21 protein-coding genes are annotated in these 17,711 nt (G+C 73.8%); 11 read left to right on the top strand and 10 right to left on the bottom strand.

From position 1 onward, the window contains the following. The first annotated feature begins 105 nt into the window (after positions 1-105). A complete protein-coding gene (locus tag ACIG5E_RS05430; RefSeq protein ID WP_396531605.1) occupies positions 106-1,263 on the top strand; it encodes an acyl-CoA dehydrogenase family protein in 1,158 nt (385 codons plus the stop codon). A gap of 85 nt (positions 1,264-1,348) precedes the next feature. Here ACIG5E_RS05430 and ACIG5E_RS05425 read toward each other — a convergent pair whose 3' ends face one another. Then, the gene (locus ACIG5E_RS05425) at positions 1,349-1,615 is read right to left on the bottom strand and encodes a hypothetical protein (protein ID WP_396531604.1); all 267 of its coding nucleotides are present in this window, start codon (positions 1,613-1,615) and stop codon (positions 1,349-1,351) included. Between the two features lie 138 nt (positions 1,616-1,753). Here ACIG5E_RS05425 and ACIG5E_RS05420 point away from each other — a divergent pair, with 138 nt between their 5' ends. After that, positions 1,754-2,071 carry a cupin gene (locus ACIG5E_RS05420; protein WP_396531603.1) on the top strand — a complete coding sequence of 106 codons (318 nt, stop codon included), beginning with the start codon at positions 1,754-1,756 and terminating at the stop codon, positions 2,069-2,071. On the opposite strand, the gene ACIG5E_RS05415 is transcribed toward ACIG5E_RS05420, so the two are convergent. Continuing rightward, positions 2,061-2,654 (bottom strand): TetR/AcrR family transcriptional regulator, encoded by a 594-nt coding sequence (locus ACIG5E_RS05415; protein WP_396531601.1) that lies wholly within the window; start codon positions 2,652-2,654, stop codon positions 2,061-2,063. The two genes, ACIG5E_RS05420 and ACIG5E_RS05415, sit on opposite strands and share 11 nt — an antisense overlap. A gap of 110 nt (positions 2,655-2,764) precedes the next feature. On the opposite strand from ACIG5E_RS05415, the gene ACIG5E_RS05410 reads away from it, so the two are divergent. The 4 genes from ACIG5E_RS05410 (at position 2,765) to ACIG5E_RS05395 (ending at position 6,426) form a co-directional block, all read left to right on the top strand. After that, positions 2,765-4,321, top strand: coding sequence for an MFS transporter (locus ACIG5E_RS05410; protein WP_396531600.1), 1,557 nt, complete (start codon positions 2,765-2,767; stop codon positions 4,319-4,321). A 140-nt stretch (positions 4,322-4,461) separates the two neighbouring features. Next, entirely contained in the window at positions 4,462-5,094 is a 633-nt protein-coding gene (locus tag ACIG5E_RS05405; RefSeq protein WP_396531599.1) for a methyltransferase domain-containing protein, read from the top strand. Positions 5,095-5,495: 401 nt separating this feature from the next. Next, positions 5,496-5,777 (top strand): Sec-independent protein translocase subunit TatA, encoded by a 282-nt coding sequence (gene tatA, locus ACIG5E_RS05400; protein ID WP_396531598.1) that lies wholly within the window; start codon positions 5,496-5,498, stop codon positions 5,775-5,777. A gap of 130 nt (positions 5,778-5,907) precedes the next feature. Beyond that, positions 5,908-6,426 carry a potassium channel family protein gene (locus ACIG5E_RS05395; protein WP_396531597.1) on the top strand — a complete coding sequence of 173 codons (519 nt, stop codon included), beginning with the start codon at positions 5,908-5,910 and terminating at the stop codon, positions 6,424-6,426. 89 nt (positions 6,427-6,515) lie between these two features. Here the strand turns inward: ACIG5E_RS05395 and ACIG5E_RS05390 are convergent, their stop codons facing one another. The 3 genes from ACIG5E_RS05390 to ACIG5E_RS05380 form a co-directional block, all read right to left on the bottom strand. Then, positions 6,516-8,087 (bottom strand): protein kinase, encoded by a 1,572-nt coding sequence (locus ACIG5E_RS05390; protein ID WP_396531596.1) that lies wholly within the window; start codon positions 8,085-8,087, stop codon positions 6,516-6,518. 381 nt (positions 8,088-8,468) lie between these two features. Continuing rightward, positions 8,469-9,470: a hypothetical protein gene (locus ACIG5E_RS05385; RefSeq protein WP_396531595.1), complete on the bottom strand. Its 1,002-nt coding sequence runs from the start codon at positions 9,468-9,470 to the stop codon at positions 8,469-8,471. Beyond that, complete coding sequence (locus ACIG5E_RS05380; protein ID WP_396531594.1) at positions 9,467-10,243, bottom strand: RNA polymerase sigma factor; 777 nt, start codon at positions 10,241-10,243, stop codon at positions 9,467-9,469. The genes ACIG5E_RS05385 and ACIG5E_RS05380 overlap by 4 nt, the downstream gene beginning before the upstream one ends. Positions 10,244-10,699: 456 nt before the next feature. Here ACIG5E_RS05380 and ACIG5E_RS05375 point away from each other — a divergent pair, with 456 nt between their 5' ends. From ACIG5E_RS05375 to ACIG5E_RS05365, 3 genes are all read left to right on the top strand, one after another. Further along, positions 10,700-11,413: a VC0807 family protein gene (locus ACIG5E_RS05375; RefSeq protein WP_396531592.1), complete on the top strand. Its 714-nt coding sequence runs from the start codon at positions 10,700-10,702 to the stop codon at positions 11,411-11,413. Between the two features lie 130 nt (positions 11,414-11,543). Then, a complete protein-coding gene (locus ACIG5E_RS05370; RefSeq protein ID WP_396531591.1) occupies positions 11,544-12,281 on the top strand; it encodes a tyrosine-protein phosphatase in 738 nt (245 codons plus the stop codon). A gap of 98 nt (positions 12,282-12,379) precedes the next feature. Then, complete coding sequence (locus tag ACIG5E_RS05365; protein ID WP_396531590.1) at positions 12,380-13,141, top strand: Clp protease N-terminal domain-containing protein; 762 nt, start codon at positions 12,380-12,382, stop codon at positions 13,139-13,141. A 66-nt stretch (positions 13,142-13,207) separates the two neighbouring features. On the opposite strand, the gene ACIG5E_RS05360 is transcribed toward ACIG5E_RS05365, so the two are convergent. Continuing rightward, positions 13,208-13,699, bottom strand: coding sequence for an NUDIX domain-containing protein (locus ACIG5E_RS05360; RefSeq protein WP_396531588.1), 492 nt, complete (start codon positions 13,697-13,699; stop codon positions 13,208-13,210). A 111-nt stretch (positions 13,700-13,810) separates the two neighbouring features. Here ACIG5E_RS05360 and ACIG5E_RS05355 point away from each other — a divergent pair, with 111 nt between their 5' ends. Further along, the gene (locus tag ACIG5E_RS05355; protein ID WP_396531587.1) at positions 13,811-14,146 is read left to right on the top strand and encodes a hypothetical protein; all 336 of its coding nucleotides are present in this window, start codon (positions 13,811-13,813) and stop codon (positions 14,144-14,146) included. Here ACIG5E_RS05355 and ACIG5E_RS05350 read toward each other — a convergent pair. From ACIG5E_RS05350 to ACIG5E_RS05335, 4 genes are all read right to left on the bottom strand, one after another. Continuing rightward, positions 14,054-15,031, bottom strand: a complete 978-nt coding sequence (locus ACIG5E_RS05350) for a sigma-70 family RNA polymerase sigma factor (RefSeq protein ID WP_396531586.1) — start codon at positions 15,029-15,031, stop codon at positions 14,054-14,056. The genes ACIG5E_RS05355 and ACIG5E_RS05350 overlap by 93 nt on opposite strands. A 163-nt stretch (positions 15,032-15,194) precedes the next feature. Next, positions 15,195-15,464, bottom strand: a complete 270-nt coding sequence (locus ACIG5E_RS05345; protein ID WP_396531585.1) for a hypothetical protein — start codon at positions 15,462-15,464, stop codon at positions 15,195-15,197. Between the two features lie 119 nt (positions 15,465-15,583). After that, entirely contained in the window at positions 15,584-15,850 is a 267-nt protein-coding gene (locus ACIG5E_RS05340; protein ID WP_396531584.1) for a UBP-type zinc finger domain-containing protein, read from the bottom strand. A gap of 37 nt (positions 15,851-15,887) precedes the next feature. Beyond that, positions 15,888-16,775, bottom strand: coding sequence for a helix-turn-helix transcriptional regulator (locus tag ACIG5E_RS05335; protein WP_396531583.1), 888 nt, complete (start codon positions 16,773-16,775; stop codon positions 15,888-15,890). A 165-nt stretch (positions 16,776-16,940) separates the two neighbouring features. Between ACIG5E_RS05335 and ACIG5E_RS05330 the strand changes: the two genes are divergently transcribed. Beyond that, complete coding sequence (locus ACIG5E_RS05330) at positions 16,941-17,702, top strand: SDR family oxidoreductase (RefSeq protein ID WP_396531582.1); 762 nt, start codon at positions 16,941-16,943, stop codon at positions 17,700-17,702. Positions 17,703-17,711 lie beyond the last annotated feature (9 nt).

The raw sequence follows: 17,711 nt of genomic DNA, 5'->3' as shown, positions 1-17,711 counted from the left end.
AATGCTGGACAGTCGAGGCTACCCGGGATTAACTTGTCGGGCCACCACCTGGCACGTTCCGCCTCCGCCGGCCCGCCGGCCGGCACCGTCGAAGGGAGCGCCGCCGTGCGCCGCACCGTGTTCAACGAGGACCACGAGGCCTTCCGGGAGACCATCCGGGACTTCATCGCCAACGAGGTCGTCCCGGTCTACGAGAGCTGGGAGGCCGACGGCCACCCGCCCCGCGACTTCTACCGCCAGCTCGGCGCACTCGGCGTCTACGGCATCGAGGTGCCGGAGGAGTACGGCGGCGCGGGTGAGAGCGGGTTCAAGTACCAGGCGGTGATCGCCGAGGAGACCGCCCGGGCGGGCGTGAGCTTCGGCTCCTCCGGCGTGCACACCGGGCTGGTGCTGCCGTACCTGCTGGAGTACGCCGACGAGGAGCAGAAGCAACGCTGGCTGCCCGGCTTCGTCTCCGGCGACATCATGACCGCGATCGCGATGACCGAGCCGGGCGCCGGCTCCGACCTCGCGGGCATCTCCACCACCGCCCGGCTCTCCGAGGACGGCACCCACTACGTCCTGAACGGTGCCAAGACCTTCATCACCGGCGGCGTGCTGGCCGACCTCGTCCTGGTGGTCTGCCGCACCACGCCGTACGACCCGGAGAACCGCCGGGCCGGGCTGTCCATCCTGTGCGTGGACACCACCTCGCCGGGCTACTCGGTCGGCCGCAAGCTGCAGAAGATCGGCCTGCGCACCTCGGACACCGCGGAGTTGGCGTTCAGCGACGTCAAGGTCCCGGTGGAGAACCTGCTCGGCGAGGAGGGCCGGGCCTTCTCCTACCTGACCCACAACCTGGTGCAGGAGCGGCTGGCGATCGCCGTCGGCGCGTACGCGGCGGCCGCGGCGGCGGTGCGGTTCGCGGTGCAGTACGTCAAGGACCGCAAGGTGTTCGGCAAGGCGGTGGCCGAGTTCCAGAACACCAAGTTCACCCTGGCCGACTGCCAGGCGCAGGTGCTGGCGCAGCAGTCGATGGTGGACCGCGCGCTGGAGCTCTACCAGGACGGCGAGCTGACCGTCGCGGACGCGGCCGCGGCGAAGCTGTTCTGCACCGAGTCGGCCTCCACCGTCATCGACAAGTGCCTGCAGCTGCACGGTGGTTACGGCTACATCCTGGAGTACCCGATCGCCCGGCTCTACACCGACAACCGGGTGTTCCGGATCTACGGCGGCACCAGCGAGGTCATGCGCAGCATCATCGCCAAGTCGCTGGGGCTGTGAGCGCGTCACGGCCGCGTCAAGCTGCGGCGGGCCGCACCCCCATGGCGGCCCGCCGCGTCCGTCCGCACGGGCGCGCCCGGTCGGCTCAGTTGGGTGAACCGTGCTCCGCCCGCCAGGCCTCCCAGCCGGCCGCGGAGGCCACCCTCGCCTCGTGCAGGGCCCGCTGGGCGAGCGCGGTCGGCGGTGTCTCCAGGCCGCGCACCCAGCTGCGGCCCGCGCTGAACAGCGCCGCGCACACCAGCGCCGCCCCGGCCGCGCCGAGCACCGATCCGATGCCGGTCAGTGCCACGCCGCCGACCAGCAGCGAGCGGTTGACCTGGAACCCGTTGAAGATCCTCTGGTTGGTCGCCATGCCTCCACGATGCGGGCAGTCGGCGGCGGCTGCACCTCGGGTGGCCCGCTCCGGGGCTCTCCGGGTGCGCGTCGCCGGTGCGTCCGCCAGCCTGGGCACACGGCCTGGGCACCCCCGGCTTGAGGAGGAGGCGGCGTGATGCCCGATCTCGAACGGCTCGCCGTGGAGCACGCCGCCCGCGCGGCCGAGAGTCCGCACGGGCGCAGCGCCCACCTGGTGCTGCACGACGGGATGCTGCGGCAGACCGTGATCGCGATGACCGCGGGCACCGCGCTGGACGAGCACACCCCGCCCACCGCCGGGAGCGTCCAGGTGCTGCGCGGCCGGGTCTCGTTGACCATCGCCGGGCGCCGGCTGGAGCTCTCCGTCGGCGAGCTGGAGCCCGTCCCGCAGGAGCGGCACGGGCTGCTGGCCCACGTCGACTCGGTGGTGCTGCTGACGGCGGTCACCGCGTAGTGCCGGCCCCCAGCACGCTGCCGCTGACCAGCCGGAGCCCGCGCAGGAACTCCTGCCCGTTCGGAGCCAGTTCGGGCGCGGCCAGCCACTGGGCGACGTAGCCGGCCAGCAGGATCTGGTAGAAGGCGCCGCGGGCGAGCTCCTCGTCGGTGTCCGGCACCTCGGTCACCCCCTGGAACACCGCGGCGAGGCCGAGCCGGCCCTCCTTCTGCACCTCCTCGAAGGCCTGCGCCAGCTCGGGGTTGTGCCCGGCCTGGGCGAGGGCCTCGAACTGGGCCGCCCAGAGCCCGCGGTGCTCGACGAAGACGTCCCGGAGGCCGTCCCAGACCGCCGCGAAGCGCACCTCCGGATCGTCCGACACCTGGTTGGCGCCGTACACCACCGCCCCCAGGGCCTCACCCATCTCGCCGATCGCCTCGATCATCGCGGCGTTGAGCAGCGCGTCCTTCGAGCCGAAGTGGTAGCCGATCGCGGCCAGGCTGACGCCCGAGGCGGTCGCGATGTCGCGGGCCGTGGTGCGTCCGTAGCCCTTCTCGTACAGGCAGCGCTTGGCACCGGCCATCAGGTCTTCGCGGTTTCCCATGTCCTGAATCCTACGGAAGGACTGCACAGATGTCTTGCACGGATGTCTCGGACTAACGTTTTACACATACGTACTAGACAAGCGTCTGACACGCCCGTACTGTCCTTCCCATGACCGCAACCACCGGCCGCGCAGGCCGTCGCGAATGGATCGGCCTGGCCGTCCTCCTGCTCCCGACGCTCGTCCTGTCCATGGACATGGGCGTGCTGTTCTTCGCCGTCCCGTACATCTCCACCGAGCTGGCGCCCAGCGGCACCCAACAGCTGTGGATCATGGACGTGTACTCGTTCCTGCTGGCCGGGCTGCTCATCACGATGGGCGCGCTGGGCGACCGGATCGGCCGCCGCCGACTGCTGATGATCGGCGCCGCGGGCTTCACCGTGGCCTCCCTGCTGGCCGCCTGGTCCGGCAGCGCCGAACAGCTGATCGCCGCCCGCGCCCTGCTCGGCGCCGCCGGGGCCACCGTGATGCCCTCGACCCTCGCGCTGATCCGCAACACCTTCCACGACGCCAAGCAGCGGCAGATCGCGCTCGGCGCCTGGGGCGGCGTGCTCACCGCCGGGGCCACCCTCGGCCCGGTCGCGGGCGGACTGCTGCTCGACCACTACTGGTGGGGCTCGGCCTTCCTGGTGGCCGTCCCGGTGATGGTCCTGGTGCTGCTGACCGCGCCCGTCCTGCTGCCCGAGTACCGCACCGCCGCCCGCACCGGCCGCTTCGACCTGCCCGGCGCCGCGCTCTCGCTCGCCGCGATCCTGCCGCTGGTCTACGGCGTCAAGACGCTCGCCGTGGACGGCTGGAGCCCGCTGCCCGCCCTCGCCGCCGCGGCCGGCCTGCTGCTGGCCGGTGCGTTCGGGTGGCGCCAGCGCACCGCGGCGAACCCGCTGATCGACCTGGGCCTGTTCCGGATCCGCACCTTCAGCGGGGCGATCAGCGTCAACACCCTCGCGATGTTCGCGATGATGGGCTTCGCCCTCTTCACCTCGCAGTACCTGCAGCTGGTCAAGGGCATGAGCCCGTTCACCGCCTCGCTCTGGTCGCTGGTGCCGAGCGTCGGCGTCGGCGCGGCGATCGGGATCAGCTCGGCGCTGGCCGGCAAGGTCCGCCCGGCGGCCCTGATGGGCGGCGGCTTCGTGGTCGGCGCGGCCGGCTTCGCGATGATGACCCAGGTCGGCCCCCACTCGCCGCTGGCGCTCATCCTCACCGCGGCGGGCGTCCTGGCCGCGGGCACCGTCGGCACCATGACGATGACCGCCGAGATGGTCGTCACCGCCGCCCCGGCCGAGCAGGCCGGCGCCGCCTCCGCCACCTCCGAGACCGCCGTCGAACTCGGCAGCTCCCTCGGCATCGCCCTGCTGGGCGCTGCGGGCGCCGCGGTCTACCGCCACCAGCTGGACGGCGCCCTCCCGGCGGGTGTCGACGGCGCGGCCGCCCACACCGCGCAGGACACCCTCGGCGGCGCCGTCTCCGTCGCCGCCCACCTGCCCGGACGGCTCGGCCCGGACCTGCTGGAGACCGCCCGCGGCGCCTTCACCGACGGCCTGCACGTCGCCGCCGTCGTCGGCCTGGTCTTCGCCCTCGGCGCCGCCCTCCTGGCCCACCGCCTCCTGCGCCACCTCCCCGCCGCCACCCCGGCTCCGGCCCCGGAGCGGGAGCCCGTCGCCGCCTGACCCGTCCACGGCCCCGATCCACGCGAGTCATCGAGAGCCCCCGCCCACCCGGGCGGGGGCTCTCCGCCGTGCGGGCCGGGCCCGGACCGGGATTCGGAAAGACCCGGAGCGGGGGCGGGCGGGCGTGCCAGGGTGGGGACATGGTGAACGGTCACGGGCGGGTGCGCGGGAGTTACGACACGGTGGCGGAGGAGTACCTGGAGCGGATCGGGGGTGAGCTGGCGCACAAGGCGGTGGACCGGGCGTTGCTGGGGGCGGTCGTGGAGGAGGCGGCCGACGGGGTGGTGGCGGACCTGGGGTGCGGGCCGGGGCACGTGGCCGGGTGGCTGGCCGGACGGGGCGCGCGGGTGGTCGGGATCGACCTCTCGCCGCGGATGGTCGAACTGGCCGGACGCGAGCATCCCGGGGCCGAGTTCCGCACCGGCGACCTGCTGGCGCTTCCCGCCGCCGACGGGGAGTTCGCGGCCGCCGTGGCGCTGTACTCGGTGATCCACCTGGAACCGGACGAACTGCTGCCCGCGTTCACCGAGGTGCGGCGGGTGCTGCGGCCCGGCGGGGTGCTGCTGGTCTCCTTCCACCTGGGCACGGAGGTGCGGCGGCTGGACGAGTGGTGGGGACACCGGGTCGACGTGGACTTCCACTTCCTGGAGACCGACGCCGTCGCCGCCCGCCTCACCGAGGCCGGCTTCGCCGTCGAGGCGCGGCTGGAGCGGGAGGGCCTGCCCGAGGAGGCCGACACCCGGCGCGGCTACCTGCTGGCGCGGCGGCCGTAGCGGGTCGGCCGTAGGGCGGGTCGGACACGCCCCGGGCGCCGTCCACCCGGGGTGGACACCGGTGCTGGACCGCCTACGAGCTGCTGCTGCGACGCCGCGAGGACAGCGCGGCCGCTGAGGAGCGGCTGCTGCTGGCCTCCTTCGGCCCGGCGTACGCGGAGTACCGGAAGGAGTCCAAGCGGCTGGTGCCGTTCGTCCACTGATCGCACCGGCCGTGGTGCGGGGTGTGAACGGGCACCCCGGTGGGGCCCTGTCGTTCACGATCCGCTCGCACAGCACCTGGTTTTCGGCCAGCGTTTCCCGGCCGGTGTATCCGTTCGCCGTCAGGTCCAGGCATACTGGCGAGCATGGGCGCTCGCGCCCACCCGTGACTCTAGACAAGAAGGGACCGGTGGCCAGGGATGCTGCGGAACGGTCTTGAGCCCTGGCACATCTTGGTGGTGCTGGCGGTCGTAGTCCTGCTGTTCGGATCGAAGAAGCTGCCGGAGATGGCCCGCGGCCTGGGCAAGTCGATGCGCATCCTGAAGGCGGAGACCAAGGCGATGCGCGAGGAGGACACCCCGGCGGACGCCGGCACCGCACAGAGCACGGCCACCCCCCAGCAGGGCGCCGACCGCCCGGCCGTCACGCCGACCAACGTGACCAAGGCCGCCGAGACCAAGCACACCGAGACGACCGCCTGAGTCGTCCGGACTCCCCGTCGAGCCCCTGGTGGATCTTCCACCCGGGGCTCGACGCCGTTCCGGGGCCGGACCCCCGTATGGAGGAGGCCGACGGGCGGCCGACGGTCCATCGGGTCAGGCTGGGCAGGACATGTCCCGGAACCCGTCGCACCCCGACCCGGCGGCCTCCCTCTGGCTGCTGGGCGCCTGCACCGCGCTGATGCTCGCGTACTTCACGCTGCCGCTGCGCGCCCTCGGCTACCAACGCCCGGTGCTCAGCTGGCTGGTGTTCACGGGTGCGCTCGTCGGGCTGAGCGGACTGCTGCTGGCGAAGATCATGGCGGTGCTGGCGGGCCGGGCGCGCCGCCCGGTCGCCTGGCTGGCCTTCCTGATCTTCCTCGCGATGACGGTCTTCGCGGCCAGCTACTACGTCATCGCCGCCCGGCCGGGCGATTTCAACGGGCTGCACACCCGGCTCGACGCGCTCTACTTCACCGTCGTCACGCTGGCCACCGTCGGCTACGGGGACATCGTCCCGGCCGGGCAGGCGCCGCGGCTGCTGGTGGTCCTGCAGATCGGCTACAACTTCGTGTTCCTCGCCTCGGCGGCCGGGACGATGTCGCGAACCATGCGAGCAGGCGTCGAGAGCCGGGCGCAGCGGCGGTCGTGAGGGTCCGTCCGTCTGCGTGTGTCCGTGCGTGTGGCTTCCCGGCTGTCCACAGGCTGTGGACGGACGAACGGGCTCAGGGATGCAGCGGCTCAGTCGTCCTGGAAGTTGGCGGTGGTGTGGAGGGTGGCGTAGAGCGCGGACAGGCGGGCGTTCCAGTTGGCGTAGGTGGGGACGTCGATGGCGTGCTTCTTGCCCAGGTCCTTGATCGTCTTCTGGGCGCTCCTGAGCTGCTGCGCGGCGTCGTCCGGATTGCCCTCGTTGAGCCGGGCCGCGGTGTCGTCGAGGATCCGCAGCAGCTCCGTCTGACGGTCGCGCTCCTTGGTGATCTGCGCCTGGGCGACGGCCTGACGGAACGACTGCAGCTGCACCTCTGCGGGCTGGTTGCGCGGGACGGCCTGGGTGGGTGCTGGGATCGCCGTCGGGGTGGTGGAAGCGGCGGAGGTGGCGGCCGGGGCGGGGGCGCCGGTCGTCGGGGCCGCGGCCGGGGTGGTGGGGGCGGCGGAGACGGCGGCCGGGGGTGCCTTGGTGGCGGCGGCGTTTCCGGCCGGCTCGTCGAAGGCGGTCAGCACCAGGGCGGTGACCCCGGCCAGACCGGCTATGCCCAGGGCGCCGAGGACGAGGGGCTTGTTGCGGCGGTTCCGGGCGGGTGCGGGCTGCGCGGTGTGCGGCATGGCCTGGACCGGTGCCATCACGGAGGTCGCGGCCGGCACCGGGTGCTGCGGCGCCTGCGACGGGAGCAGGGTGGTGTGCTGCTGGTCCGGGTGGACCGGGGCCACCGGCGGCAGCAGCTGGGTGGCCGCCGAGGTGGTGGCGAGCAGTTCGGCGGTCGGGTCGCCGACGGCCAGGCCCGGAACGGTGGAGAGCAGTTCGGCCCGCGCCGCGGTGGCGTCGGCCGGGCGGTGGGCCGGGTCCTTGGCCAGCAGGCGCAACACCACGGCGTCCAGGGCCGGCGGCAGGCCGGGGCGCCGGGCGGACGGCGGCAGGGGCTGCTCACTCACGTGCTTGAAGGCGATCGCCACCGGGGACTCGGCCGTGAACGGGGTCTCGCCGGTGAGCATCTCGGTCAGCACGCAGCCGACGGCGTAGATGTCGGTGCGGCCGTCCAGGGCGGAGGCGGTGGCCTGCTCGGGCGAGAGGTAGGCGGCCGTACCGAGCACGCTCGCGGTCTGGGTCAGGTTGCTGGACGAACCGGCCCTGGCGATGCCGAAGTCCACCACCTTCACGCCGCCGTCGTCCGTGATCATGATGTTCCCGGGCTTGATGTCCCGGTGCACCAGCCCGGCCGCGTGCGCGACCGCCAGCGCCTCGCACACCGCCGCCGCGATGCCGACCGCGCGCTCCACCGGCAGGTTCGGCTCCTGGACCAGAACGGCGGCCAGCGAACGGCCCTGGACCAGCTCCATGACGATGAACGGGGTGCCCTGGTCCACGCCCGAGTCGAAGACCATGACGATCCTCGGGTGGACCAGCATGGCGGCGTGCTGCGCCTCGCGGCTGAAGCGCTCGGCGAAGCGGGGGTCGTCGGCGAGGCCGCCGTTGAGGACCTTGACGGCCACCTGACGGCCCAACACGCGGTCGACGCCGCGCCAGACGGTGGCCATGCCGCCGACGCCGAGCATCTCGACGAGTTCGTAACGCCCGTTCAGCGCCCGTCCGATCACCTGGAACTCCCCTCACGTGCGGCGGCCCGGGGTTCCGGGGTGCCTCGTGCACCTGTGCACGATAGCCGCCTTGGAGTGGGGGACGGGGGGTGGCGGCCGGGGGACCGGGCAGCGGTCCCCCGACCGCCGGATCGGGGTGCGGCCCGCCCTGACTGCGGGCGGGCGGGCCGCACGTTCCGGGCCGGCCGGGCCGGGGCGCGTCCGGGGAGAGCGCCTTCCGGTCCGGCCGGGGCCGGCCGGGTGGACGGCTGGCACGGGGGAGCCGACCGGCCACCCGGGGTTCGGGTGGTTGTGCGTCCTGCGGTTACTGCGGGGTGGTGCGGTCCGGATGGGCGGCGAGCCCGGGGGGAGTCGCTCGCCGCCCACCCGGAGTTCTGGGGGTCATCTCCGGGCCGACTGCTCGTCCTCGGGGGGGCCGGTTCTGCTCGGACGGGCGTCCGGCAGGGTGGGTACAGCCGGTGGGGTCGGGACGGTCACGCCGCCCTTGCCGGGCTTGGCGCCGCTGCCGCCGTTGGTGTCCTCACCGTTGGTGTTGCCGTTCGTGTTGCCGTTCGTGTTGCCCTTGCCGCCGCGACCGGGCGGGCTCGGCTGTCCGGTGGTGCCCTGGTGGTCGCCGTTCGGGCGGCCGGGGGTGCCGTCGCAGAAGTCCGACACGCCGTCCGCTCCGCCGGCCGCCGCGATCAGCTGGGCGAAGAGCGGGTCGGCGGCCACCTGGCGGGGGCGCTCGCCCTTGTCCGTACGGTCCGCGAAGCCCTGGCAGAGCGGGACCAGCGCGGCGGGCGGGGCGGGGTGGTCGGTGTGTCCGCCGGGTGAGGCGGGGGCGGACGGGGCGACGCCGTGCCGTGGGTCGGCCGGGGTGCCGGTGGACGGCCGGGCGGATCCGCTGGGGGCGGCGGAGCCGGAGGCGGTGCTGCCGGAGGCGGTGCTGCCGGTGGCGCCGCGGGTGGAGTCGGCCGGGCTGCCCGAGGTGGCCACCGCGTGCTCCGGCTCGGTCGAGCCGCCGCCGAGGGCGGACGGCAGGTTTCCGGTGCCGGCGGCGACCGCGACCCCGCACAGCGCGGTGGCGCCGAGCATGGCGGCAGCGGCCTTCGTGCTGAAGGCCCTGGCCAGCGCGGCGGTTGCCATCGATCGTCTCCGGACGGGGGTCACTACGGGGTCGGGCGTGAGACTCGCCTCCCGGAACGCGGCCAGCGCGGCCTCCTCCCCGGCCAGTTCCGCTGCCGTCGCCGGGGCGGCGGCCGCGGCCAGTACCCGGGCGAGCTGCCCGGGACCGTCCGGTCCGGTGAGCGAGGCGTCCTGCCCGGCCGACGGGCCGCCCACGGCACCGCCGAGCAGCTGCTCGGCGGCATCACGGTCGATCCGACGGGGTCGGTTGGTGCTCATCTCATGTCCTTCAGCGTCGCGGCCCGGCGTTCTGTCACACCCTGCGGAGAACTTTTTTTCGCGGGTCTTCCGGCGGCTTCCTCCGCGGGCTCCTTCGCGGCCGGAATACCGACGCCGGAGGCGAAGGGCTGCTCCAGCAGCTTGGCCAGCCGCCGCAGCCCCCGGTGGGCGGCCATCCGGACGGTGCCGGCCCGCTTGCCGAGCACCTGGGCGGCGCTCTCGGCGTCCAGTTCCATGACCACTCTGAGCAGGACCGCCTCGGCCTGGTCGCGCGGCAGCCGGGAGATCAGCGCCAGCGCGTCGGCGGTGCCGACCGAGGTGAGCGCGGAGCGCGCGGTGTCGTCCCCGCCGGCCAGCTCGACCAGGTACTCGAACGGCAGGTCGGCGACCGGGCGGCGGCGGCGGGCGCGCAGGTGGTCCATCGCGCGGTTGCGGGCGATGGTGGCGGCCCAGCCGCGGAAGCCGTCCCCGTCGCCGGAGAAGCCGCGCAGGTCGCGGGCGATCTGCAGCCAGGTCTCGGAGGCGATGTCCTCGGCGTCCTGCACGTCCTCCGGCCGTCCGCCGACCAGCACTCTCAGGTAGCGCAGCAGGCCCGGCTGGACGGTCCGGAACAACAGCCGGAACGCCTGTTCGTCCCCCTCCTGTGCGGCGCGTACCGCCTCGGTCAGGTCGGTGGGAGCGGGGGCCCCGCCCGGTGGTGGTACTGGTCCGGACCGGCCGAGGGGGCTGCCGGTGCCCGCTCCGGGGCGTTCTGCACTCTGCACCCGCCACATGATGCGCCATCCGGGCGAACAGGTCGGCTCCGGTCGAAGGACCGGACCGGTCGGGGCCAAGGTCCCGTCGACGGCTGTCGTTCGCCTGCGACCCCAGGATGCCGCCCCCGCCCAGGTTGTCGGTATGCGAATCGACTCGGGCCGCGACCGCGCCCGTAGTCCTGGTGCCCGACCAGGGGCCAGGGCGGGGGCCGCACGACACAGGGCAGACCGCGGTGCGCGACTACGGTCCGCCGGAGCTGTGGCGCCGCGTCGAGGCGGACCGCGCCCCGGCCGGGAGCTGTGGACGTTCGCTGCCGAATGAGCAGGTCAACGGGTGTGTCATGGGCCGCGCAGTGACAACTGTCATGCGGATCCCGGAACAGACGGCACTGCTCTGACGGAGGGTCGGACGGAAAGACTGGAGGCACGACGCGGGCAGCGGCCCGCAGTCACCAGTCGGGGGAGGAACCCACCATGAGCAGCCAGACCGCCACCGCCGCCACCGCCGCTCCCGCCCAGGCCGCCAAGGCGGGCAACCCGCTGGTCTCCGGCCTCCGCCCGCTCGCCCTCGACGTGGTCGCCCCGCTGGCCGGGTACTACCTGCTGCACTCGGTCTGCGGCCTGAGCGAGTTCGCCGCGCTGGCCTGGAGCAGCGCCTTCTCGGCCGGCCGGACCGTCCTCGGCCTGCTGCGCGAGCGCAAGCTCAACCTGTGGGCCTCGCTGATGCTGGTGGTCAACCTGGCCGGCCTGGGGCTCACCTTCGTCACCGGCGACGCCCGGATGATGATCGCCAAGGACGGCCTGCTGAGCGGCACCGTGGCGCTGACGATCCTGGCCTCGGCGCTGATCGGCCGGCCGGTGATGACCCCGATGCTGATGCCCTTCGTCACCAAGGGCAACCGGGACCGCGCCGCCGCCTGGCAGCGGCTGGTCGAGGGCCGGGCGGCCGCCTCGCGGGCCTTCCGCCGCCACGAGCGGGTGTTCGCCGGCATCTGGGGCACCGCCCTGCTGGCCGAGTGCGCGGCCCGGGTGGTCGGCGCCTTCACCCTGCCGGTCTCGACCATGGCCTGGCTGTCCACCGTGTTCATGATCGGCGCGATCGTGGGCGGTTCGCTGCTCGGCCAGATCGCGGTCGAGCCGATCGAGAAGCTGGTCGAGGCCGAGACCGAGGCCCCGACCGCCGCCTGAGTCCCACTCGGGCCACTGGCTGAACTGCCGGTTTCGACCGTTCGAACAGTCAGGAACCATCGGGATCTCCCGGGAGTCCTTATAACGAGGGGGTAACGGACCCCCGACCGAGGAAACGGGGAGCCCCACCATGCGGACCGACGCGCTGACCACCACCGAGGACCGCACCCTCGTCTGGGACGGCTGCCTGAACGTTCGCGACCTGGGCGGGCTGCCCACCGCCTCCGGCCGGCTGACCGCCCGTGGTGCGATAGCCCGGGCGGACAACCTGGACCGCCTCACCCGCGAGGGCTGGGACTCCCTCCTCGACCACGGTGTCCGCACCGTGGTCGACCTGCGCAACGCCGAGGAGTACAAGCCGCTCCTCCCGCTCCCCGAGGACGTCGAGCTGGTCCGCGTCCCGCTGGACGAACTGGCCGGCCCCGCCTGGTGGGAGGCCCACGGCCGGCTGGACGGCACCCCGCTGGTCTTCCGCCCCTACCTGGAGCACTGCCCGCACGCCGCCGCCGCGCTGGTCACCGCGATCGCCGACGCCCGGCCCGGCGGGCTGGTGGTGCACTGCGGCGCCGGCCGCGACCGCACCGGCCTGGCCGCCCTGCTGCTGCTCGCCCTGACCGGGGTCGACCGGACCGCGATCACCGAGGACTACCTGCTGAGCGGCCCAAACGTCCGCCCGCTGTACGGGATGCTCGGCCTGCCGGACCCGTACCGCCGGATCGACGCGGTGCTAGCCGAGGCCGGGGCCACCGCCGAGGCCGCCCTGGAGGCCACGCTCGACGGCCTCGACCCGGCGGGCTACCTGCTCGCGGCAGGGGTCACGCCCGCCCGGATCGCCGCCGTCCGGGACCGGCTGCTGCCCCTCGCGTAAGGCGTCGGGAGCGTTCGACGGAAACGAGAACAAACTACCCACGGGTAAGCGTCAACTGATGGTTGACGATCCTCGGATCGACAACCTACGGTTGACGCATGGAGAATCCCGTTGTTCCCAACACCACTCCGCTGCGCCTCGACGACCTGATCGCCGCGATCAAGAAGGTCCACACCGACGCGCTCGACCAGCTCTCCGACGCGGTCATCGCCGCCGACCACCTCGGCGACCTCGCCGACCACCTGATCGGCCACTTCGTGGACCAGGCCCGCCGCTCCGGCGCCTCCTGGACCGACATCGGCCGCAGCATGGGCGTCAGCAAGCAGGCCGCCCAGAAGCGCTTCGTCTCCAAGGGCCCGGGCACCACGGCCGACCTCGATCCCGAGCAGGGCTTCGCCCGGTTCACGCCGCGGGCCCGCAAGGTCATCGTGGCCTCGCAGGAGGAGGCCAGGAAGGCGGCCAACCCCGAGATCACCGCCGAGCACATCCTGCTCGGCCTGCTCACCGAGCCCGAGGGCATCGGCCTCAAGGCGCTCGCCGCCCAGGGCGTCACCCCGGAGGCCGTCCGGACGGCGGCCACCGCCGCCCTGCCGGCCGCCGTCGAGCAGGCGATCCCGGCGCTGATCCCGTACGACGCGCAGGGCAAGAAGGTGATCGAGCTGACCTTCCGCGAGGCGCTCAAGCTCGGCCACAACTACGTCGGCACCGAGCACATCCTGCTCGCGCTGCTGGAGTTCGAGAACGGCCAGGGCGTGCTCGCCGGACTGAAGGTGGACAAGTCCGAGGCGGAGACCTTCGTCGCGGAGGCCATCGCCGCCATCATCGCCGCCCGGGACGCGGAGTCCGGGCAGCAGCAGTGAGACATCCGTCGGCCGCCGTGCCCGGGGTGGAACCACCGCCCGGGGCACGGCACTTCCGCGTTCCGCTCAGAACCCGGAGACGTGGGTGGTGACGATCCGGACCCGGCCGTCGACGGCCGCCTCCAGCGCCGCCCGCAGTCGGGCCGAACGGGCCGGGCCGAGCAGGTCCATCGCCTCCGCCGGCGGGGCCCAGCGGTGGGTGTCCAGCTCGCCGGCCGGCACGGTCACCGGGGTGCCGTCCGGGACGGTGCCGAAGTCGAACATGAAGTGCTGGGCGGGGTGGTCGAGTTCGTTCGAGGCGTGGGTCCAGGAGATGGCCAGCAGGTCGCCGGTCTCCTTGACGATGCCGGTCTCCTCCTCCAACTCCCGCTTGGCGCACTCGACCGGGCCCTCACCGAGGTCGATCGTCCCGCCCGGGAACTGCCAGTGCTCGCGGTACCCGGCCTTCACGATCAGGATCCGGCCGGACTCGTCGCGCAGCAGGCAGCCCGCCGCCGCGTAGATCCGGGGCAGGGACGCCAGCCACTCCTCGCGGGATCTCAAGGGCTCAGCCGTCACGGTGTTCCTCCTGGGGCAGGGCGGTTCGGTCGCCCCCCACTCTGCCACCGCCGTTCGGAGGCCATGCGGACCGGACCGATGAGTCGGCGCCCCCGCGACGGTCCAATCCGCATGGAGACCACAGCGGCCGAAGCCGTACTGACCTGCGACCTGGGCGCATTGACCGCCCCCGACCTGGCCGTCGTCGACGCCCTCGCCCGACTGCGGCTGGCCGCCGGGCGGCACCGGGTGGGCGTGGTGCTGCTGAACGCGAGCGGCCCGCTGCGGGAACTGCTCGCGTTCAGCGGGCTCGCGGCGCTGCTGCCGGGAGCGGACGATCCGCTGGACGCCGTGGAACCGGCCGCCCTGACCGGCCTACTCCGCGGGGAGCCGGGCCGGGAGGCCGAACAGCGGGAAGAGCACGTCGGTGTCGAGGAAGTTGGTGAGCCCGGTGATCCGGCCCTCTGACACCTCCGGCACGATCAGCGCCCACGGCTCGTGCCCGCCGGCCGGGCTCGGCCGGTACTGGGCCAGCGCCGGGCCGCCGTTGGCCGTCACCGGGAGCAGCCGGGAGCCCCGGCAGCCGTGCCCCGGGCCCAGCATCCACGCCCGGACCTCCTCCTGCCCCTGCAGCCACATCGAGAACGGCGGCATGTTGAGCGTGACGTCCTCGTGCAGCAGCGCGGCCAGGCCGTCCATGTCGTACGCCTCGAAGGCGCGGACGTAGCGGTCCAGCAGCGCCCGGTGCGCCTCGTCCATCGCGGGGGCCGGGCGGGTGGCCGAGGCGTCGGCGGCGAGCACGGCGCGTGCCCGCTGCAGCGCGCTGTTGACCGAGGCCACCGTGACGCCGAGCAGTTCGGCCACCTCGGCGGCCTTCCAGCCGAGCACCTCGCGCAGGATCAGCACCGCCCGCTGCCGGGGCGCGAGGCGCTGCAGCACGGCGACGAAGGCCAGCTTCACCGACTCGCGCTGGGCGGCCACCTCGGCCGGGTCCCCCGTCTCGGGGAGCACCCGGCCGTCCGGCGCCGGGCCGATCCACGTCACCTCGGGCAACTGGGCGTCGCTCGCGGTGGCCACCGTCACCGGGCCGGCGAGGTCCATCGGACGGGCGCGGCCCTTGCGGCCGTTCAGCGCGTCCAGGCAGACGTTGGTGGCTATTCGGTACAGCCAGGAGCGCAGCGCGGCCCGCCCCTCGAAGCCCTTGTGCCCGCGCCAGGCCCGGACCATGGTCTCCTGCACCGCGTCCTCGGCCTCGAAGACCGAGCCCAGCATCCGGTAGCAGTAGCCGGTGAGTTCGGTCCGGTACCGCTCCAACCGGAGCTCGACCGGCTCCTCCGCGATCACATCGGCCATGGTGCGCCCCCGTCGTGCCGCCGCGTGCTGATGAACGGGACGACCGTAGCGCACCTCGCTGACAACCCCCGGGCCCACGGGGGCAGCGCCCTGAGCACGCGTCAGGGGCGGACGCCGGACCGGCGGCGTCCGCCCCCGGGGGCCTTCGGCGAGGGGCCGTCGGTCAGTGGGCGGAGTGCTTCTCCGCTCCGCGGTGCCGGTGCCCCTTGAGCTCCCCCTGGATCGACGGGTTGGAGTACATCGCCGAGGACGTGACGTCGCGCCCGATGTGGCGGAAGGCGTCGCCGTGGGCGTGCCCGACGTCGGCGGTCATCGCACTGGCCCGCGACTCGGGTCCGAGCCGGCTGGGAGTGCTCACCATGCCCCGGCGTTCCAGCAGCTCCTGGGTGCCCTGGCGGAACTTGGCGGTGCTGCCCGCTGTGTGCTTGGTCATCGTCGGCCTCCCTTCGACGGCCGCGGCCGGACGGATGCCGACCGGAGGGGCCGCACGGGCGTTATGTCCGGATTTTACCCGGCTTCCGAGCCGGCGCACTGCGGAGGCGGGGAGCGTGCTCAGCCCATGACCTCGTGGACGAAGCACCAGCGCCAGTCCTCCCCCGGCTCGTACGAGCGGATCACCGGGTGGGAGGTGTCGTGGAAGTGCGCGGTGGCGTGCCGCTGCGGCGAGAAGTCGCAGCAGCCGATGTGGCCGCAGTCCAGGCAGATCCGCAGGTGCACCCAGTCCCGACGGCCCTGGGCGAGGCAGTCGGCGCAGCCGTCGGCGGGTGGGCGGGGATCGATGTCCCGGGGGGCCACGGCGAGGTCTTCGCAGGCGCTCATGGTCGAAGGCTATGACGGCCCGGGCCGGGCCGCCGCTTCAGGACGCGTCCGGGGTGGGGGGCGCGGCGGGCGCAACACCGGGAGCCGCGCCGGGGGCCGTCCAACTGGCCAGCAGGGCCAGCTTCTGCGCGGTGGGCGAGTCCGGCGGGGCGGTGTAGACGACCAGCACCTGGTCCGGCGAACCGTTGACGGTCAGGGTCTCGTAGCCGAACTCGAGCTCGCCCACCAGCGGGTGCCGGAGCAGCTTCACGCCGCTGGTCTTCTCCCGCACCAGGTGATCCGCCCAGAGCCGACGGAACTCCTCGCTGCGCAGCGACAGTTCGCCCACCAGGGCGGCCAGGGCCGGGTCGTCGGGGTGCAGTCCGGCGTCCCGGCGCAGCTGGGCGACGGTCTCCGCGGCGACGGCGTCCCACTGGGGGTAGAAGTCGCGGGCGGCGGGGTCGAGGAAGGCGTCCCTGGCCTGGTTGAGCGGCGAACCCGCCGTGGCGCCCGCGCGGTCGGAGAAACCGTTCACCGCGTCGCCCAGCGCGTTCCAGGCCAGGACGTCCATCCGGCGTCCCAGCACGAAGGCCGGCACCCCGGTCATCAGGTCCAGCAGCAGCCGCGTCCCCGGGCGGACCTTCCGGTCCCCACGAGCCCGGCCGGCCGCGGCCTTCGGCGGGCGGTTCAGCGAGCGCAGGTGCGCCGCCTCCACCTCGTCCAGCCGCAGCACCCGGGCCACCGCGTCCAGCACCGCGTCCGAGGCGCTGCCGCCGCGGCCCTGCTCCAGCCGGATGTAGTAGTCCACGCTCACCCCGGCGAGCTGCGCCACCTCCTCCCGGCGCAGGCCCTGCACCCGGCGGCGGCCGTGCGCGGGCAGGCCCACCTCCTCCGGCTGGATCCGGGCCCGGCGCGAGCGGAGGAAGTCCCCCAGGGTGTTCTCCATGCCAGGCAGGGTAGCTCCGGGCGGGCGGCGCGAGGGTGGTACCGCCTTTCCCAGGAAAGGACTTCCCGGGTAGGGGGTTCCCGGGAAGGACGCGGCCCTGGGTGAGCGCGCGGCACCGGCGCAGAGTGGTCGACGTCAGCCCGCCGACCGTTCCAGGAGTCCCCGATGAGCTACCCCGCCCTCGCCACCCGCACCGCCGTCGTCACCGGAGCCGCCAGCGGCATGGGTGCCGCCACCGCCCGGCTGCTCGCCGCCAACGGTGCCCGGGTCGCGCTGCTCGCCCGCCGCACCGACCGGATCGAGGCGCTCGCCGCCGAGATCGCCGCGGCCGGCGGGCAGGCCCTCGCCGTCACCGCCGACATCACCGACCAGGGCTCGGTCGACGCGGCCGCCGCAGCCGTCCACGACGCGTACGGCCCGGCCGACCTGGTGGTCAACAACGCCGGCGTGATGCTGCCCAACCCGCTCGCCGACGGCCGGATCGACGAGTGGACCCGGATGATCGACACCAACCTCACCGGCGCCCTGCGGATCGTCCGCGCCTTCACCGCCGATCTCACCGCGGCCGCCGCCGACGGCCGCACCGCCGACCTGGTCAACGTCTCCTCCATCGCCTCCCACGTGGTCTTCCCCGACTACGCGGTGTACGGCGCCACCAAGGCCGCACTCACCCAGCTGTCCGCCGCCCTGCGCTCCGAACTCGGCCCGCGCGACGTCCGGGTCAGCGCCATCGAGCCCGGCCTGACCGACACCGAGCTCGGCGGGCACATCGACAACCCCGCACTGCGGGAGCAGCTCGGCGGCATGTTCGCGGCCATCCCGGCGCTCGCCGCGGAGGACGTGGCGGACCTCATCGCCTACACCGTCAGCCGCCCCCGGCACGTCAACCTGCGCCACCAGGTGGTGCTGCCGACCCGGCAGGCCTGACGGACGGCC

The sequence above is a fragment of the Kitasatospora sp. NPDC053057 genome (assembly GCF_044546945.1).
GTDB lineage: Bacteria > Actinomycetota > Actinomycetes > Streptomycetales > Streptomycetaceae > Kitasatospora.
The sequence above is the reverse complement of the archived record's forward strand: the minus strand, read 5'-3'. Positions and strand labels throughout refer to the sequence as shown.

What these genes read in the sequence shown, in the direction of transcription:
- ACIG5E_RS05425 (WP_396531604.1), bottom strand. Translation starts at nt 1,615, where the DNA reads ATGGCGACCAACCAGAGGATCTTCAACGGGTTCCAGGTCAACCGCTCG.
- ACIG5E_RS05420 (WP_396531603.1), top strand. Translation starts at nt 1,754, where the DNA reads ATGCCCGATCTCGAACGGCTCGCCGTGGAGCACGCCGCCCGCGCGGCC.
- ACIG5E_RS05415 (WP_396531601.1), bottom strand. Translation starts at nt 2,654, where the DNA reads ATGGGAAACCGCGAAGACCTGATGGCCGGTGCCAAGCGCTGCCTGTAC.
- ACIG5E_RS05410 (WP_396531600.1), top strand. Translation starts at nt 2,765, where the DNA reads ATGACCGCAACCACCGGCCGCGCAGGCCGTCGCGAATGGATCGGCCTG.
- ACIG5E_RS05405 (WP_396531599.1), top strand. Translation starts at nt 4,462, where the DNA reads ATGGTGAACGGTCACGGGCGGGTGCGCGGGAGTTACGACACGGTGGCG.
- tatA (WP_396531598.1), top strand. Translation starts at nt 5,496, where the DNA reads ATGCTGCGGAACGGTCTTGAGCCCTGGCACATCTTGGTGGTGCTGGCG.
- ACIG5E_RS05395 (WP_396531597.1), top strand. Translation starts at nt 5,908, where the DNA reads ATGTCCCGGAACCCGTCGCACCCCGACCCGGCGGCCTCCCTCTGGCTG.
- ACIG5E_RS05385 (WP_396531595.1), bottom strand. Translation starts at nt 9,470, where the DNA reads ATGAGCACCAACCGACCCCGTCGGATCGACCGTGATGCCGCCGAGCAG.
- ACIG5E_RS05380 (WP_396531594.1), bottom strand. Translation starts at nt 10,243, where the DNA reads ATGTGGCGGGTGCAGAGTGCAGAACGCCCCGGAGCGGGCACCGGCAGC.
- ACIG5E_RS05375 (WP_396531592.1), top strand. Translation starts at nt 10,700, where the DNA reads ATGAGCAGCCAGACCGCCACCGCCGCCACCGCCGCTCCCGCCCAGGCC.
- ACIG5E_RS05370 (WP_396531591.1), top strand. Translation starts at nt 11,544, where the DNA reads ATGCGGACCGACGCGCTGACCACCACCGAGGACCGCACCCTCGTCTGG.
- ACIG5E_RS05365 (WP_396531590.1), top strand. Translation starts at nt 12,380, where the DNA reads ATGGAGAATCCCGTTGTTCCCAACACCACTCCGCTGCGCCTCGACGAC.
- ACIG5E_RS05355 (WP_396531587.1), top strand. Translation starts at nt 13,811, where the DNA reads ATGGAGACCACAGCGGCCGAAGCCGTACTGACCTGCGACCTGGGCGCA.
- ACIG5E_RS05350 (WP_396531586.1), bottom strand. Translation starts at nt 15,031, where the DNA reads ATGGCCGATGTGATCGCGGAGGAGCCGGTCGAGCTCCGGTTGGAGCGG.
- ACIG5E_RS05345 (WP_396531585.1), bottom strand. Translation starts at nt 15,464, where the DNA reads ATGACCAAGCACACAGCGGGCAGCACCGCCAAGTTCCGCCAGGGCACC.
- ACIG5E_RS05340 (WP_396531584.1), bottom strand. Translation starts at nt 15,850, where the DNA reads ATGAGCGCCTGCGAAGACCTCGCCGTGGCCCCCCGGGACATCGATCCC.
- ACIG5E_RS05335 (WP_396531583.1), bottom strand. Translation starts at nt 16,775, where the DNA reads ATGGAGAACACCCTGGGGGACTTCCTCCGCTCGCGCCGGGCCCGGATC.
- ACIG5E_RS05330 (WP_396531582.1), top strand. Translation starts at nt 16,941, where the DNA reads ATGAGCTACCCCGCCCTCGCCACCCGCACCGCCGTCGTCACCGGAGCC.